Genomic DNA, 17,540 nt, shown 5'->3' with positions numbered 1-17,540 from the left:
ATGCTCAGCAGCTGTTCTTATTCCGGCCGGAAGACGCTTTCTGTTGAAGCTTTTTAACAAACAGCGGGATAACAGTTCAAAACTAATGATATCAAAACAAAATAGGAATTGCAGACACTTTCCTTTTCAACACCAACACTTACCCCGTTAACTTGTACACTAAACAAATGCTGAGAGATATTTTCCCTATTCCTTTTTCCCTTTCAAACATACCACCTGTAAAATGTTCAATTTTCAAAACGAAAGCATGCAGCATCGTTGCAGATGCGCATGCTTTCCCTTTATTTTTATTCTGTTCTAAGACCAGAAAACAGTTCCTTTGCTTTTTGAGTAAGTATGTCAAAGTTACCTTCTTCGATAGCCTTCTTATCCATTAACGATCCGCCTGCACCAACAGCCGCTGCTGGAAATATTTTTACGATATCTGCTCCATTCTCATATGCTTTCACTATTTCTGTTGGTGTCATAACACCAGGAATAGACGCTACACCCTAACGTTTAGCAGCTCTTACAACATCAATGTTCAAATTGGGTGCAAAAATAAAACCGGCTCCTGCGTGAATAGCACGAGCAGCGGATGGTTCGTCCAGTACTGTCCCGGCTCCTACTAGCGAGAAGTTTTTCACCCCATACAAAAAAGCAGCGGGAACATCCGCTGCTTTTTTCACCGTACCATGTTTCATTTTATAGAAAATACGCTAACAGCAATGTCAGTACAAAAAAGATAACGGCTAGTACGACAGTTGCCCGAGTTAAAAAAGCTTCAACCCCTCGCGCTTTCTGTTTTCCCATTAGTTGTTCTGCACCGCCGGATATTGCCCCGGATAGCCCAGCGCTGCGGCCGGATTGCAGCAAAACGACAGTTATTAACGCAATCGACGTAATAATCAACAACACATACAACAGGGTTTCCAAAAATTACACCTCCACGTCCGTATCCCACATGATAAATCTATCACACCATTATAAAAATCGCAATTCGGTATTTTATATACATACAGCGCACTTACGGAATAAAGTGCGCTGCAAGTCATTACCTCTCATTATTTGTTGATATTATAAAACGCATGCTGGCCTGGATATACGGATGTGCTGCCCAGCTCATCGGCAATGCGGATCAGTTGATTGTATTTTGCTACACGGTCTGTGCGTGAAGGTGCGCCCGTTTTAATTTGGCCTGCGTTTGTTGCAACCGCAATATCTGCAATGGTGGCATCTTCTGTTTCTCCAGAACGATGGGAAATAACAGCTGTATAACCAGCGCGTTTTGCCATTTCAATAGCATCAAATGTTTCGGTTAACGTTCCAATTTGATTTACTTTTACAAGGATTGAATTGCCAACACCTTGTTCAATACCTTGGGAGAGTTTGTTTGTGTTCGTAACAAATAAGTCGTCTCCAACAAGCTGTACTTTACCGCCAATTGCTTCGGTCAGTTTCTGCCAGCCTTCCCAGTCATTTTCATCCAAACCGTCTTCAATGGATACAATTGGATACTTTTCACAAAGATCTTTATAAAAATCGATCATTTCGTCTGCTGTTTTGACAACGCCTTCTCCTTTTAAGTTATACTTCCCGTCTTCATATATTTCGGATGATGCAGCATCCATCGCAAGCTGAACTTGCTCACCAGGAGTATATCCCGCTTTTTCAATCGCTTCTACGATTGTTTGGAGAGCTTCTTCGTTTGAATCCAGATTTGGTGCAAATCCACCTTCATCCCCTACTGCTGTGTTATATCCTTTGCTTTTTAATACTTTTTTCAAGTTATGAAAAATTTCTGCTCCCATGCGAAGTGCTTGTGGAAAGTTTTCCGCACCAACAGGCATAATCATAAATTCTTGAATATCTACATTATTGTCGGCATGCTCTCCGCCGTTTAAAATATTCATCATTGGAACAGGAAGTGTTTTGGCATTAAATCCACCTAAGTATTCATAAAGGGGAATACCAAGGTCATTAGCTGCTGCATGTGCAGCTGCCATTGATACACCAAGAATGGCGTTTGCTCCCAGCTTCTCTTTGTTGTCTGTACCGTCTAAATCCAGAAGCAGTTCATCAATGCCTGTTTGATCTGTCACATCCATTCCCATTACTTCAGGTGCAATCTCTTCATTAACATTATCCACTGCTTGCAAAACACCTTTTCCCATATAACGGTTACCGCCGTCGCGAAGTTCCACTGCTTCGTATTCACCGGTAGAGGCACCGCTTGGCACAAGCGCTCGTCCAAACCCGCCTGTTTCTGTAAATACTTCAACTTCTACTGTAGGGTTTCCGCGGGAATCCAACACTTCTCTTGCATAGATATCTGTAATCATACTCATTATATCCAACTCCTTTATTATTTTTTTATTAAAGACGAACCTGTCATTTCATCTGGCTTTTTGATTCCTAATAAATCCACTGCTGTTGGAGAAAGATCAGCGAGAATCCCTTCCTCGCGCAGCTTGGCATCTTTCTTCGTTACAATGACCGGAACAGGGTTTGTTGTATGTGCAGTCATTGGTTTGCCTTCTACTGTTACTACTTCATCAGCATTGCCGTGATCGGCTGTAATAACAGCATGGCCATTTTTATCATGAAGGGCGTCGACAACTTTTCCTAAGCATTCATCAACTGCTTCTACCGCTTGAATAGTAGCATCTAGTTTGCCGGAATGGCCAACCATGTCCGGATTCGCAAAGTTAAGCACAATAAAATCATGGCGCTTGGCTTCAATTTCTTTGACGAGTGCATCTGTTACTTCATATACACTCATTTCCGGCTTCAAATCGTAGGTTGCTACTTTTGGAGAATCAATTAAAATCCTCTGTTCCCCTTCAAATTCTTTTTCCTGCCCGCCGCTGAAGAAAAACGTCACGTGCGGATATTTTTCTGTTTCTGCAATTCTCAGCTGTTTCAAGCCAGCTTTAGCAACGGTTTCTCCCATCGTATTAACAAGGTTTTGCGGCGGATAAGCTACCTCTGCCTGCACTGTATCGCTGTAGTTGGTCATGGTTACATAGTGCAAGTTTTCCGGGAATTTCTCTCCCCTGTCAAATCCAGTAAATTCTTCGCTCGTAAATACTTCAGACAATTGAATGGCACGGTCTGGCCGAAAATTGAAAAATACTACTGCATCATTATCGTTAATCGTTGCGACCGGCTGGCCGGATTCGTCTTCAAATACAGCTGGCACAAAAAACTCATCCCACACTTCTTCTTGGTATGAATGTTCAATTGCTTCTTCGGGGCTGTTAAAACGCGGTCCTTCTCCGTAAACGAGCGCGCGGTAAGATTTTTCCACCCGTTCCCAGCGCCGGTCACGATCCATTGCATAATAACGTCCGTGCAATGTCGCTAAACGGCCTACTCCGGTTTCATTCATTTTCTGCTGCAACTCTTCTACATACGTTTTTGCCGTTGTCGGTCCAACATCTCGCCCATCTAAAAACCCATGGATATAGACACGGTCCAGTCCTTTTTCTTTGGCTAAATCAATCAAAGCAAATAAATGTTTAATATGACTGTGCACACCGCCATCAGAAAGAAGTCCGTAAATATGAAGGCTTCCGCCATTTTCTTTCGCATGCTCACAAGCACCGCTCAGGGCCTTGTTTTCTCGAAAATGACCGTCTTCAATACCTTTATTAATACGCGTTAGGCTTTGATACACAATACGTCCTGCACCAATGTTTAAATGGCCTACTTCAGAGTTTCCCATCTGTCCTTCCGGAAGGCCGACTGCTTCTCCGCTTGCTTTAAGCGTAGTGTGTGGATAGTTCTTCCAAAAGCGGTCAAAGTTTGGGGTGTCCGCTTTGGCAACAGCATTTCCTTTTTCCTCATCTCGCAGTGCGTAACCGTCCAATATAATGAGCGCTACTGGTGAATTACTCATGCTTTCCTGCCTCCGCTAACTGCAAAAATGCATCTGTTTTCAAGCTAGCTCCACCGACTAATGCGCCATCAATATGTTCTTGTGCAAGATAGCTGTTAATATTTTCCGGCTTTACGCTTCCTCCGTACTGAATACGCACTGCTTCTGCTGTTTGTTCATCATATAGTTCAGCGATTACTTGGCGAATAGTTTGGCACGTTTCATTCGCATCTTCTGCTGAAGAAGACTTGCCTGTTCCAATTGCCCAAATTGGTTCATAAGCTACTACGACTTGTTTGGCCTGCTCTGCGCTCAGGCCTGCAAATCCTTTTTCGATTTGCGTGCGAACGACCTGCTCCGTTTGGCTGCTTTCTCGTTCTTCCAACGTTTCTCCACAGCACATAATCGGCGTAATTTCGTGTCGAAATGCGGCATGCACTTTTTTGTTTACAGATTCATCGGTTTCGTTAAACATCTCACGGCGTTCAGAATGGCCAATGATGGAGTACGCAATACCCATGTCCTGTAATGCAGCCGGACTAATCTCACCCGTAAATGCACCACCTTCTTCAAAATGCATTGTTTGCGCACCGACTGCTACATCACTGCTTTCTGCTTTATCGTGCATGTCTTTCAAAAACAGTGCCGGCGCACAGACCACAGTTTCCACTTCGTTTTTAGATGGCACATTTCCTCTTACTTCTTCCATAAAAGCTACCGCTTCTTGATGTGTTTTGTTCATTTTCCAGTTGCCAGCGATGATTGGTTTTCTCATGAAATATTCCACCTTTGCTTAATATGTCTCGTTTATTTTTCATCTAGTGCAGCTACACCAGGAAGAACTTTCCCTTCCATGAACTCTAATGAAGCACCACCGCCAGTAGATATATGGCTCATCTTCTCTGCATAGCCGAATTTCTCCACTGCAGCAGCAGAATCACCGCCGCCAATGACAGAATACGTATTCTCTGCATCCGCGAGTGCTTCTCCAATCGCTTTCGTACCATGAGCAAATGTCTCCAGCTCAAATACTCCCATCGGTCCGTTCCAAATAACGAGCTTAGACGATTGAATAACATCTTTGTAAGCATCCATCGTTTTTGGACCAATATCCAGCGCTTCCCAATCAGCTGGAATATCTTCAATATTGACAATTTGTGTATTCGCGTCATTAGAGAAATCATCCGCAACTTTCACATCAAGCGGCATGTAAAAGTTCACACCTTTATCCTCCGCTTTTTTCATGAAGTTTTTAGCTAAATCAATCTTATCCTCTTCGAGAAGGGACTTTCCAATTTCATGTCCTTGTGCCTTTACAAATGTATAAGCAAGCCCGCCGCCGATAATCAAGTTGTCGACTTTGTCGATTAAATGATCAATAACACCAATTTTATCTTTCACTTTGGCACCGCCAATAATTGCTGTAAACGGGCGGTCTGGATCAGATAAAGCATTGCCCAGCACTTCTAGCTCTTTTTCCATTAACAGCCCTGCCACTGATGGAAGGTGGCGTGCTACCCCTTCGGTTGAAGCATGGGCACGGTGTGCAGCACCAAATGCATCATTGACATAAACGTCCGCTAAAGAAGCAATGTTTTTAGCTAATTGCTCATCATTTTTTTCTTCTCCTGCTTCGAAACGTAAGTTTTCTAACAGAACGACTTCTCCTTCAGCAAGGTGAGCTGCTTCATGCTTTGCTTCTTCCCCAAATACCTCGTCTACTTTTTTCACATCTTTATGTAACAGCTCTCCCAGCCGGACCGCTACCGGCCCTAAGCGCAGTTCATCTACTGCTTGTCCTTTCGGTCGACCTAAGTGGCTTCCGAGAATGATTTTTGCTCCTTGGTCGATGAGATGCTCGATAGTAGGAAGGGCTGCACGAATCCGAGTGTCGTCTGTTACTTGGCCATCACTCATTGGAACGTTAAAATCAACCCGGCAAAACACAGTTTTTCCGCTTAAATTCACGTCACGAATAGATTTTTTATTCATTGCTGAACCTCCCTTTCCTTTTCCAATAACTCATTATACCTTTTCCTTTTAAAATCTTCACTACCGAATGGCGTAATTTACCAATCGTTTTTATAGTTTGCCCAATGCCTTTGTATCGTAACATGGGTCCAGCCATAAAATGCACACGTTTTATGAATGAAAAAGGGGAGTAAGAAATAGGCTTCTTCTCCCCGCAATCATCTTGTCAAGTATGGACATTATTGTTGTTTTGCCATGTAAGCAGCCAAGTCTACTACGCGGTTGGAATACCCATACTCATTGTCGTACCAAGAAATAACTTTCACCATATTATCTTCCATGACCATTGTAGAAAGAGCATCAATGGTTGAAGAATGAGCATTACCATTATAGTCACCGGATACAAGCGGCTCCTCGCTGTAGCCGAGCACGCCTTTTAGTTCACCTTCTGCCGCTTCTTTTAATGCTTGATTTACGTCATCTGCAGAAACGTTTTGATCAAGCTCAGCAACGAGGTCAACAAGGGAAACATTTGGTGTTGGAACACGCATGGCACCGCCGTTTAATTTGCCTTCTAGTTCAGGAAGGACAAGTGCAACAGCTTTAGCTGCTCCTGTGGACGTTGGAATGATATTTTCACCTGCTGCGCGGGCACGGCGATAATCTTTATGTGGTAAATCAAGGATTTGCTGGTCATTTGTATAAGAGTGAACGGTAGTCATCATGCCACGCTTTAAGCCGAACTTTTCGTGTAATACTTTAGCAAACGGCGCCAGGCAGTTTGTTGTACAAGAAGCGTTGGAAACAACATCATGTGCTGCTGGGTCATACGTATTTTCGTTTACCCCCATAACAAATGTTGCATCCACTTCTTTACCCGGAGCAGAAATAATTACTTTTTTTGCACCTGCTTCTAAGTGTTTGGCGGCATCATCACGCTGTACAAAACGGCCGGTGGATTCGATAACAAATTCCACTCCTGCATCTCCCCAGCCAATGTCTGCCGGATTCCGCTCTGCTGTTACGCGGATTTCTTTCCCTCCAACAACGAGGTTATCCCCATTAACCGAAACTTCTTCTTCCAGCTTGCCGTGTACAGAGTCATATTTAAGCAAATGCGCGAGCATATGTGCATCCGTCAAATCATTAATCGCAACGACCTCAACATCATCATTTCTTAACGCTGCACGAAATACTACTCGCCCAATTCTTCCAAATCCATTGATACCAATCTTTGTAGCCATGATAACTCCTCCTTTATATTCGTCAGGAAAATATATAATTTATTTCACCAGCAGAAAAACCGTAGAAAACGATGTTCTGCATAAAGGTGTCATAATGCTTCAGCATCCGGGGCTTGTTTTATTTTCGCAGCATAGCCTGTGCCGCCCCTTCATCTGTAATCAGCACATCACTTGGCCGGTACTTCATATATGCTGTAATTGCTTCTGCTTTTGATGCACCGCCTGCTACTGTCATCACAACTTGATTGCTGCTTAAATCATCCAGCTGCAGGCCGATTGTATTCTCTTTGTGAACAATACAGCCTGTGCGGTCAAAATAATAACCAAACGCTTCAGCAACCGCTTGTTTATCTTTCAGCGATTCAAGCGTTTCCGCTTTTGTTTTGCGCCTGGCAGCCATTGTCTCGGCTTCTCCCACACCGTGAATGACCATCTTCGCCTGGCGGATTAAATGAAGCAGCTCTTTAATACCCGGTTCTAATACAAGCGATTCTCTTGTCTCATCGCTAAGCTGGTCAGGTACATGCAGCAATCTGTAATTGCCATGAGCCTTTTGTGCCATGGTGGAACTAATCGTATTCGATTGAATCTCCACTTTTTCTCCTAATCCGCCTCTTGCAGGGACAAATGAGACCGAACTGACATTGTCATCCGGTGACATCATCTCAGCGACCGCAGCTAATGTTGTTCCTCCTGCCACGGCAACGACGTCTTGGGGTTCAAGTTGTTCTTTCATTTGTCTTACACATGCTCTTCCCATTTCTTTTTTTACCCATGAATAACGATCGCTATTCCCGGATACAATAATTGCTTGTTGGACATTCAGTTCAGAAGCCAGCTGACTTTCCATATCAGAAAGTCCCGACACGTCCTTCATCACCTCTTCCAACCCTTCTAATAAATTCTCTCCTCCTTCTGTTAACGTCATACCTCCACTGCCTATGTGAACAAGATTTTGTTCTTTTAAAAACATAACTTCACTGCGGAGGACACGTTCAGAAAGATCTAAGCTACGTGCCAGTGTTCTCCTTCCAACCGGCTGGCGCAAGCGCAAGTACTGCAAAATCCGGTATCGTTTTTTCATGACATCAAGCAAGTCCGGAAGAAGCTTTTTCTGTAATTCAATGACATTTCTCATATGTATGAACCACCACATCCATCGACCGGGTCATTTTAAGTCCCGGTGTGACATTTTTTGTCCCGATAAAAGCATAAAAAAACAATGTAACATTTTCGTTAACATCATATCACTTGGTCTTCCCCCTTGGCAATCATTTTATACTATTCTTTTTTATACAGAGTGTGCCTGCTTTTTATATTTGCCTGCCTGAAAGTATAAAAGAGGCTGGAATAAAAGGACAAGAGCCATAGAATAATCCGGACGATTGATTACAATCATTCCGGATTATTTGTTTTCCCCTCATCATGTCTATCATTGCTCCGCCAACATCCTTCGCTTGCCGCGGGAGCATCCCGCGTGTTGACGATACTTTGCCTATACTTTCACAGCTTGTTGTCGGGCTGTTGAGCAACCTGCTTTCGGTTTGTTTTAACCGCACCTATTAATAGCGTTTTCGTTTGGAAGATGAAGGGATATTTAATTCATTGCGGTATTTTGCCACGGCTCTTCGTGAAACGGCAATGTCGTGATCTCCTTTGATGTAATCTGCTATCTTTTGATCTGATAGAGGCTTTCGTTTGTCTTCTTCTTCTACTAACTTTTCCAGCATGGACTTTATCACAGAAGTAGACGTCTGTTCTCCAGATCCGCTATTCAAACCAGCTGTAAAAAAGTATTTGAGCTCAAACAGCCCTTGCGGCGTTTGTACATATTTTTGTGTCGTTGTTCTCGACACCGTTGATTCATGCACATCTGCTTCATTGGCTACATCTTTTAGTGTCAGCGGTTTCAAAGCAGACGGACCAAACTCGAAAAATTCTCGTTGAAACTTTACGATTGCCTCGGTTATGTTACGTATTGTTTGCTGACGCTGGTCAATGCTTTTTAACAGCCACACAAGCTGTTTATACTTTTTCTTTGCATACTCTGTAGCTTCATCTTCTGCTGGATTTTCTAACAGGTGGCGGTATTGACGATTCATTCGGATTCTTGGAAGACTGTCGTTGTTTAACCGAACAACTAAGCCTTCTTTATCCTGTTCGACATAGACATCCGGATATACGTGAGCAGGGGGTTCTGCCACCGCAAAACTTGACCCTGGGTATGGATCGAGCTTTTGAATATCATCGTATACTTGCTGGATATCTTGAAGCGTCACATCTGCCTGTTTTGCTACCTTCTTCCATTTACGAGCAGCCAATTCTTCGATATGATTTTCAACTACCCACTCAGCAAAATGGTTTCTTGGCACCTGACGTTCTAACTGCAAAAGCAGGCACTCTTTTAATGACCTGGCGCCAATACCTGCCGGTTCCAATGCTTGAAGCATGGCAACACAATCTTCGTATTCTGTTTCACTTATGGAAAACACTCTTTTCATATCTTCATAGGTTCCTTCTAAATATCCACTATCTCCAACGTTTCCAGCCATGTGCATAAGCATTTGTTTTTCCTGCTCTGAACAGGACAAAAAACGAATCTGCTGGACCAAGTAATCTGCTAACCGCTGTCTGTCATCTTTTATACGATCAAAAGGAGATGAAGCTTGTTCTTCTTCCTGTTCCTGTACTTCTGAAGGCTCGTCGTTCCACATGACAGGCATTTGATAAGAGATATCTTCTTTCATGGCATGGCTCGGCTCTTCTATTTCCATCATAGGATTCTCCAGTGCTTGCTCTTCCAAATACTCTGATAATTCCAGTGTAGAATATTGCAGCAAAGAAATCGCTTGCCGCAGCTCCTGGGTCATCACTAACTTCATCGCCTGCTGTTGAAACAAACCCATTTCCATATTCATATCGTCCCCCTCCTCTCCATCTGTAAGCGTTTTCCAAATTGTTTATCATTCATTTTATCATTTATATTGGGACGTTTATTTTCTTTCACTCCATCAGAGTCAACTGACAAACAGACTATCACGTATACCATTCAAAGTAAAATCCACTTTTATGATGTTTGCCTTTTTTGACATAATCCACGGTCACTTGTACTTCATTGGAAGGGCTGACGGTTATTTGTTCATTGTTATTTGTCAAAGTAAGCTCGCCATATTTTCTAAGCGCTTCTGCCATTTTTTCTAATTCAGCTGCCGCTTCTTCCACTGCCATTTTTTCTTCTTTTTCAAAGCGTCTGTCCTCACCGAGTCGTTCTTGACCAAACATAATACCGGCCTCCTCCATAACGGAAGTGTTCCTTTTATTATAGCTTATTTCTCCCATAAAGAAAAAAGGAAGTTGTTTGAAATGCTAAAAAAAAGGATATGATACATGCAGGGTTTCGTCATTCGTATATCGAATTATCAAGACGTACAGCACTTTAATAGGAACACATGAAAAATTTCTGTATAATACGTTGTACAGTTAGCTTGCTCTAATATTTGACCATTATTGACCATTAAGTTATGATGGAATCAACAGCACAGATAAGCGCTGGATGCATTGCATTATATGATAGGAGGATGTATAAAATGAATTTAATACCTACAGTAATTGAACAAACAAACCGTGGAGAACGTGCATATGACATTTATTCCCGTCTCTTAAAAGACCGCATTATTATGCTTGGATCAGGGATCGATGATAACATTGCCAATTCCGTTGTAGCACAGCTGCTCTTTTTAGCAGCAGATGATCCAGAAAAAGACATCTCCTTGTACATTAACAGCCCTGGTGGTTCCATTACAGCCGGGATGGCGATTTATGACACCATGCAGCACATCAAGCCACAAGTATCCACTATCTGTGTTGGTATGGCAGCTTCTATGGGTTCCTTCTTGCTCACAGCAGGTGAGCCAGGCAAACGCTTCGCTCTTCCTAACAGTGAAGTCATGATTCACCAGCCGCTTGGCGGAACTCAAGGACAAGCATCCGATATTGAAATTCATGCCCGCCGCATTATTGAAATGCGCTCCAAGCTAAACAAGATTTTAGCAGAACGTACGGGTCAGCCGCTTGAAGTAATTGAAAAAGACACAGACCGTGACAACTTCATGTCTGCCGAAGAAGCAAAAGAATACGGCATGGTTGACGAAGTGCTCTATAAATAACAGAAAAATTCCGGCCTTCTCACACGAAGGCCGGAATTTTTTATTCTTCTTTTTGAACGTATTCTGTCAGTGCTTGAAGTGCTTCTTCTTCATCAGAGCCATCCGTAATAATTTGAATCGTCCCGCCAGAGCGGACAGCTAAGCTCATAACCCCCATAATACTTTTAGCATTTACTTTTTTCTCATCTTTTTGTAAATAAATGTTGGATTGAAAGCGGTTAGCTTCTTGAACAAATAAAGCCGCAGGCCTTGCTTGCAATCCTGTTCTCAATTTCACTTCTACTGTGTTTTCCGTCACTCTTATCTCCTCCATCCACCATCTTTACGTTTTTTCGAATGATACCGTTTCACCATTTCTGATTTTTTCTGCTAATTGATCGATTTTACGAAGCCGGTGATTGACTCCTGATTTGCTTACTGGACCGCTTGGCACCATTTCTCCCAGCTCTTTTAATGTGACATCTTGATGTTTGACACGCAGTTCCGCTATTTCACGAACTTTGTCCGGCAAATTCTGCAAGCCAACTTCATTATCAACCAGCTGAATATTTTCTACTTGCCTCAACGCCGCCCCAACGGTTTTATTTAAGTTCGCTGTTTCACAATTTACTAGGCGGTTCACGGAGTTGCGCATATCTTTCATGATACGGACATCCTCAAAATAAAGCAGCGCTTGATGGGCGCCAATGACATTAAGAAATTCGGTTATTTTTTCACTTTCTTTAATATATAAGATAAACCCTTTTTTTCTTTCCAAACTTTTTGACGGAAGGTAAAATTCATGTAATAAGTCACGTAATGCTTTATTATGTTCTTCGTATAATGAAAAAATTTCTAAATGATACGAAGACGTTTCTGGATGATTGACAGATCCTCCTGCTAGGAAAGCCCCGCGCAAATAGGCTCGTTTGCAGCATGTATCTTGAATGATTTCTGATGCAATGGAACGAATAAAGCGGTATCCGTCCTTCATAATGTGCAAGTCATTCAATATCGCCTTTGCGTCTTCTGAAATTCTAACGAGGTACACGTTGTTTTTTTTCAACCGCATTTTCTTTCGCACGAGCAATTCTACTACCGTATCTCGATATACTTTTTTTATTAACATATAAATACGTCTAGCGATTGCTGCATTTTCGGTAGAAATATCCAAAAGCAGCTCTTTGTTTCCAAACGAAATCGAGCCATTCATTCGTATGAGTGCTGCTAGTTCAGCCTTTGCACAACAATCATCGGTATCTAGCTGTGTTAATTCTTTTTTTGTCATAGCCGCAAAGGATGACATGATTGCCTCACCGCCCTTTTTCCTCTTGAGGGCCGTATCTTTACAGAAGCGGCCTTCATTTGCACATCTTTATAGTTCTGTTAATAACGATTGTGACACTTTTATAGCATCGTGTCGTAAAAGATTATGTTGAAACTGCATAAACTCACCTTGAATGACACGTAAACCAAGCTCTGTAATTTTTTCGACGTCACTGTATACAGGAGCAGCACGTTCGCTTTCATACCGTTTTAGAATTTCAACCGGAATATTGCCGCTGTTGACAAAAACAGTGTCCATCACTCCTTCTCCTGCATGTGCACAAATAGCACCAACATGATCCGAAGCAGAAAAGTGATCGGTTTCTCCCGCTTGTGTCATTCCGTTGCAAATATACACTTTTTTGGCGCTTGCCGATTTTAATGCGTCAGCTATGCCTGGGACAAGCAAATTTGGAATAACACTAGTATACAGACTGCCAGGACCAAGTACGATTAAATCAGCTTGTTCAATAGCTTCAATGCTTTCGGGCAATGGATCGACAGTTTCCGGAGAAACATACAGCTGTTTAATACGCTTCCCTGATTTTGGAATGCTGGATTCCCCTTTTACAAACGTGCCGTCCGTCATTTCCGCCTGCAATTCAATGCTCTGGTTAGAAGCAGGCAGTACTTTTCCGCGCACATTCAACACGGTGCTAAGCTCACTGATGCCGCGCGCAAAATCACCCGTGATGGATGTCATACCCGCTAACAACAAATTGCCCAAGGAATGTCCCGAAAGACCATTTCCATTTTCAAATCGGTGCTGAAACAGCTTTTCTATCATCGGCTCTACTTCTGCCAGGGCTACTAACACGTTACGAACATCTCCTGGCGGCGGAATGTTTAATTCTTTCCGAAGTATTCCAGAGCTCCCGCCATCATCAGCAACCGTTACAATCGCCGTGATGTGAACAGGAAATGTTTTTAATCCTCTTAAAAGAACAGCGAGCCCTGTCCCACCGCCAATAACAACAATATTTGGCTTATCCACGATTATCTTTTCTTTCCTTTCTCTATGTCGCGGTGACTTTTATGCGTCGCATAGCTGTCAGCAAAATAGTCTGCCACGTACTCTGCCAGCGTTACCGACCGGTGTTTGCCTCCTGTGCAGCCGATGGAGATAATCAACTGGCTTTTGCCTTCACGTTTATAGTGTGGAAGCATATACTCCAGCATATCGAGTAATTTCGTTAAAAATTCTTTTGTCTCCGACCATTTTAACACATAATCCGAAACTTCTACTTCCAAACCAGTTTTTGGCTGCAAATGGTCAATATAGTGAGGATTCGGCAAAAAACGTACATCAAAGACGAGATCAGCATCAATAGGCAAGCCGTACTTAAATCCAAACGACATGACATTAACTGAAAATGCGTCTTTTTCAGGCCCGGTAAACGATTGGATAATACGCTCACGAAGTTGTTTTGGCTTTAAGTCACTCGTATCAACAATTTGTCTGGCTCTGCCTTTCAGATCTTCAAGGATTTCTCTTTCATGCTGAATGCCTTCTAAAGGAGCTTCTTCCGCAGCTAACGGGTGGGAGCGCCGGGTTTCTTTATATCTTTGCACGAGAATATTATCCTTCGCATCTAAAAACAATATATGAGTGTTTAAATTCGGCTTTTTATGAAGCTGTTCAATTGCTCCAAACAATTGATCAAAAAACTCACGTCCCCTTAAATCAATAACTAATGCAACTTTATCCATTTTCCCACCCGAGTTTTCAATCAACTCTATAAATGTTGGAATTAAAGCTGGCGGGAGATTATCCACACAATAATAGCCTAAGTCTTCAAAACTTTGCATAGCGACCGTTTTTCCTGCTCCAGACATCCCTGTAATAATAACCACTTGAATCTCTTCGCCAGGCTTTTCCATGGTTGAATGCTCCTTCCCTTTATTCATATTCCCTCGCTGCCGCTTGTTTGCAGGTTACTTGAAATGAGCTGGTAATCGGATGTGTACCGAAATGTCCCATACAGAATACCCTGATTTTCTAATATATGGCGTAAAATATGGCGGTCTCCCTCTGCCATGGGCAATGTGAGTACTTTTTCCTGTGGCTGCCAGGCAAGCATGCCCTCTGGAGATGAATCTAACAATGCACCTTCAAATGCCGTTGCAGCAAATGTAAACATCATCCACTCTGACAATGTTTTTTCCTTTTCTATAATTAAAAAAGTGAAAATGCCCCGGATCATCGGATTTTTCACTGTAACGCCTGTTTCTTCCCAAAATTCGCGGGTAACAGAATCCAGTACAGATTCTTCTGCCTCCATTTTCCCTCCTGGAGCAACCCACCAATGTCGACTTGGCTTCTGAAGCATAAGCACTTGGTGTTTATCCATTAGAACACAATTAGTCACGCGCTGCATGTTCATCACCTCACATTTACTCTTATTAGTATACTATTAGTGAGGGGAATCGCTCAATTTTTTCAATTGATTCTTTTATAGGTTCTCATATAAATGTTGAGGGGATATATTGCATGCTTTATTGTTTATTATTTGATTAGCGGGAAGCGCAGCAGCTGAAGAGCCATCCAATCAGAGAGAGGGAGAGACAACAGCTCCCACAAACGTTATAGAACGAAAAAGATAAAAAAAGAGCACAGGCATCCGCCTGCGCTGCACCAGGATATATAAAAAGGGGGTCAATTACTACTTATATTGTACGCAATATTTATTTCACACTTGTTACAACATCGTTAAAATCGATTTAAAATTGTAAAAAACGCATGACATTACGCTTCTACTTTGTTTTTCAATTCTTCTACATAATGCTGGGCTGTTTGAGCAGCGACAGAACCGTCGCCAGTAGCTGTAACAATTTGACGAAGTGATTTTTCACGAAGGTCGCCAGCAGCAAAGATGCCAGGAATTTTCGTTTCCATTTCTTCATTGGTCACAATATATCCTTCTTCGTTTAAGATATCCAACCCTTTTACAGCATCATTTAACGGGAGCATACCAATATAAATAAATACCCCTTCTGTTTCGAAATCATAGTCCTCGCCTGATTTTAAATCTGTTAAGGTGACACTGCTTACCTTGCCGTTTTCTTGGTTAATTTCTTTTACAATCGTATCCCATTTGAATTCTATTTTGTCATTTGTAAACGCACGCTGCTGCAAGATTTTTTGAGCACGAAGCTGGTCACGGCGGTGAATAACCGTTACTTTAGAAGCAAAACGAGTTAAATACACGGCTTCTTCCACTGCGGAGTCACCCCCGCCAACAACAACGATTTCTTTATTGCGGAAAAACGCACCGTCACACACGGCACAGTAAGAAACGCCGCGGCCGCCTAGTTCTTTTTCACCTGGAACCCCGAGCTGTTTGTACTCTGCTCCGGTTGCCACAATAACAGAGCGCGTTTTGTATTCTTTACTTCCGGCTTTAACGGTTTTATATTCTTTTCCGTCAATGATTTCTTTCACGTCGCCATACGCATATTCGGCTCCAAATTTTCTAGCGTGTTCAAACATTTTATTGGAAAGATCTGGTCCTAAAATGTGGTCAAATCCAGGATAGTTCTCGACATCTTCTGTATTTGCCATCTGTCCGCCAGGCACACCACGTTCAAGCATAAGCGTATCCATCTCGGCACGGGAGGTGTATACCGCAGCGGTCATTCCTGCCGGCCCGGCGCCGGCTATAATCACATCATAAATTTTTTCTTCTGACATGGTGATTCACTCCTCTTTCATATCCATAATATCCCCTGTTCTTAAACGGTGATACATGTTTCACAATGATTTCTCAACTCTTGTATTTATCGTAAATAAGTCAAAAACAGAAGTCCAATATTATGCTTCGTCTTTAGTATCGGTACTGTTCATGCGTCACGTGCATAACATCACTTGCTGTTAAAAGGCCGTCCTGCATTTTTGCCAACAGCTGCGAAGCACCATTATGATTTCTCACTTCAGCTTGTCTCCACCATTTTTTGGCTTGTTGATACCGGCCGGTTTGATAAGATGCTACCCCGTATTGAAAAAAGATGGTTTTATCTTCAGGGTAAAACCGTTGAAACAGCGTGCGAAAGAGATGATATGCTCCTTCATACTCCCTTAAGCAGCATAACGTTATTGCAACACGCTGTAAGTGATCTTTATCCATCGGCACCATTTTTTTCAGCACAAGAGTGGTGTCTTGTGCTTCTGTTTCCCGGCCCAGTTCCTTATAAAACAAGGCAAGCTGGCACATTGCCGGCACATAATGATTTTCCTGTAAAATATCTTTAATATAAGCAAGCGCTTCTTCCGTCTGTCCTTTTAAATGAAGTACTTGAGCAAGCTGACTGTGTGCAGGCCAATACGAAGGATAATCCGTAATGATATTTTCAAGCAAGTTTTCTGCTTCTAATAACTTGTTTTCTTCTATCATACGCAGCGCTTTTTCATACGTTATAATTAACTCGTCTCCTGTCCGGAGCCACTCTTCTTCAGCCTCGTCGTCTTCCACACCTTCTAGTTTCAGCAGCTGAAGCAAATCTTCTGCATCTGCAGTAAAATCACCTTCTGGCGCACAAGACAAATACAGGTTTGCCATTTCTCTTGCTCGATCAAATAATCCTTGATACGCATAGTTATTAGCGAGAAAAAAATAGCACTCATACATCGTTTCATCTAATTCATCAAGGACATACAAAAGCAGTGCATTAGACTTTTCATAGTCAGCCAAATCAGCATACACAGCCGCAAGTTGGCAATAAAATACACCTTGTTCTGGATTTAGCTCGACCGCTCTTCGTAAATATTTAACGGCGCGCTGCAGCTGGTTGTTTTGATACGCCGTGACGCCCCGTTTAAAAAAGTATTCCCCATTTTGTATAAAAGGGATAATCTGTCCCTTACGGTAATTATTTTGTCTATTCATGGTTTCTTTCCCCTCCATTAGGAGCACCGTTACAATATGGCTAGTATATCATCCTAAAGAAAGGAAAAAAAGCTGTTCGTTTAGGGAAAATCCCCCTGCCATCGAACAGCTT

Annotated in this window: 19 protein-coding genes; 1 reads left to right on the top strand and 18 read right to left on the bottom strand. The window is 42.4% G+C overall.

Annotation, left to right across the window (positions count from 1 at the left end; all coding sequences use genetic code 11):
• Positions 1-287: 287 nt before the first annotated feature.
• From BLT18_RS18105 to BLT18_RS04120, 11 genes are all read right to left on the bottom strand, one after another.
• Entirely contained in the window at positions 288-467 is a 180-nt protein-coding gene (locus BLT18_RS18105) for a hypothetical protein (protein WP_175487368.1), read from the bottom strand.
• 24 nt (positions 468-491) lie between these two features.
• Positions 492-683, bottom strand: coding sequence for a hypothetical protein (locus tag BLT18_RS18100; protein ID WP_175487367.1), 192 nt, complete (start codon positions 681-683; stop codon positions 492-494).
• A gap of 1 nt (position 684) precedes the next feature.
• Positions 685-915, bottom strand: coding sequence for a preprotein translocase subunit SecG (gene secG / locus BLT18_RS04160; RefSeq protein ID WP_091271505.1), 231 nt, complete (start codon positions 913-915; stop codon positions 685-687).
• 128 nt (positions 916-1,043) lie between these two features.
• Entirely contained in the window at positions 1,044-2,327 is a 1,284-nt protein-coding gene (eno, locus tag BLT18_RS04155; RefSeq protein WP_091271504.1) for a phosphopyruvate hydratase, read from the bottom strand.
• A gap of 17 nt (positions 2,328-2,344) precedes the next feature.
• Entirely contained in the window at positions 2,345-3,880 is a 1,536-nt protein-coding gene (gene gpmI / locus BLT18_RS04150; protein WP_091271502.1) for a 2,3-bisphosphoglycerate-independent phosphoglycerate mutase, read from the bottom strand.
• A complete protein-coding gene (gene tpiA, locus BLT18_RS04145; RefSeq protein WP_091271500.1) occupies positions 3,873-4,634 on the bottom strand; it encodes a triose-phosphate isomerase in 762 nt (253 codons plus the stop codon). Before tpiA ends, gpmI begins: the two co-directional genes overlap by 8 nt.
• A 32-nt stretch (positions 4,635-4,666) precedes the next feature.
• Positions 4,667-5,851, bottom strand: a complete 1,185-nt coding sequence (locus tag BLT18_RS04140) for a phosphoglycerate kinase (protein ID WP_091271498.1) — start codon at positions 5,849-5,851, stop codon at positions 4,667-4,669.
• A gap of 218 nt (positions 5,852-6,069) precedes the next feature.
• The gene (gene gap, locus BLT18_RS04135) at positions 6,070-7,074 is read right to left on the bottom strand and encodes a type I glyceraldehyde-3-phosphate dehydrogenase (protein ID WP_091271496.1); all 1,005 of its coding nucleotides are present in this window, start codon (positions 7,072-7,074) and stop codon (positions 6,070-6,072) included.
• Between the two features lie 118 nt (positions 7,075-7,192).
• On the bottom strand, positions 7,193-8,212 hold the full coding sequence (locus BLT18_RS04130; protein WP_091271495.1) for a sugar-binding transcriptional regulator: 1,020 nt from the start codon (positions 8,210-8,212) through the stop codon (positions 7,193-7,195).
• Positions 8,213-8,636: 424 nt separating this feature from the next.
• Positions 8,637-9,992 carry an RNA polymerase factor sigma-54 gene (gene rpoN / locus BLT18_RS04125; protein WP_245705168.1) on the bottom strand — a complete coding sequence of 452 codons (1,356 nt, stop codon included), beginning with the start codon at positions 9,990-9,992 and terminating at the stop codon, positions 8,637-8,639.
• A 118-nt stretch (positions 9,993-10,110) separates the two neighbouring features.
• Entirely contained in the window at positions 10,111-10,356 is a 246-nt protein-coding gene (locus BLT18_RS04120) for an amphi-Trp domain-containing protein (RefSeq protein ID WP_175487366.1), read from the bottom strand.
• A gap of 305 nt (positions 10,357-10,661) precedes the next feature.
• Between BLT18_RS04120 and clpP the strand changes: the two genes are divergently transcribed.
• Positions 10,662-11,240 carry an ATP-dependent Clp endopeptidase proteolytic subunit ClpP gene (gene clpP, locus BLT18_RS04115; protein WP_091271492.1) on the top strand — a complete coding sequence of 193 codons (579 nt, stop codon included), beginning with the start codon at positions 10,662-10,664 and terminating at the stop codon, positions 11,238-11,240.
• A gap of 40 nt (positions 11,241-11,280) precedes the next feature.
• Here the strand turns inward: clpP and BLT18_RS04110 are convergent, their stop codons facing one another.
• The 7 genes from BLT18_RS04110 to BLT18_RS04080 form a co-directional block, all read right to left on the bottom strand.
• A complete protein-coding gene (locus BLT18_RS04110; RefSeq protein WP_091271490.1) occupies positions 11,281-11,538 on the bottom strand; it encodes an HPr family phosphocarrier protein in 258 nt (85 codons plus the stop codon).
• Between the two features lie 24 nt (positions 11,539-11,562).
• Positions 11,563-12,525: a DNA-binding protein WhiA gene (gene whiA / locus BLT18_RS04105; RefSeq protein ID WP_091271488.1), complete on the bottom strand. Its 963-nt coding sequence runs from the start codon at positions 12,523-12,525 to the stop codon at positions 11,563-11,565.
• Positions 12,526-12,594: 69 nt separating this feature from the next.
• Complete coding sequence (locus BLT18_RS04100; RefSeq protein WP_091271487.1) at positions 12,595-13,539, bottom strand: gluconeogenesis factor YvcK family protein; 945 nt, start codon at positions 13,537-13,539, stop codon at positions 12,595-12,597.
• Between the two features lie 2 nt (positions 13,540-13,541).
• Positions 13,542-14,426: an RNase adapter RapZ gene (gene rapZ, locus BLT18_RS04095; protein ID WP_091271485.1), complete on the bottom strand. Its 885-nt coding sequence runs from the start codon at positions 14,424-14,426 to the stop codon at positions 13,542-13,544.
• A gap of 23 nt (positions 14,427-14,449) precedes the next feature.
• Entirely contained in the window at positions 14,450-14,923 is a 474-nt protein-coding gene (locus tag BLT18_RS04090) for an NUDIX hydrolase (protein ID WP_091271483.1), read from the bottom strand.
• A gap of 368 nt (positions 14,924-15,291) precedes the next feature.
• Positions 15,292-16,236: a thioredoxin-disulfide reductase gene (trxB, locus tag BLT18_RS04085; protein WP_091271481.1), complete on the bottom strand. Its 945-nt coding sequence runs from the start codon at positions 16,234-16,236 to the stop codon at positions 15,292-15,294.
• A 133-nt stretch (positions 16,237-16,369) separates the two neighbouring features.
• The gene (locus tag BLT18_RS04080) at positions 16,370-17,428 is read right to left on the bottom strand and encodes a tetratricopeptide repeat protein (protein WP_175487365.1); all 1,059 of its coding nucleotides are present in this window, start codon (positions 17,426-17,428) and stop codon (positions 16,370-16,372) included.
• Between the last annotated feature and the right edge of the window lie 112 nt (positions 17,429-17,540).

It is taken from the genome of Alteribacillus persepolensis (genome assembly GCF_900099605.1).
GTDB classification, from domain to species: Bacteria; Bacillota; Bacilli; order Bacillales; family Marinococcaceae; genus Alteribacillus; species Alteribacillus persepolensis.
This window is presented reverse-complemented; position numbering and strand designations above follow the sequence as displayed.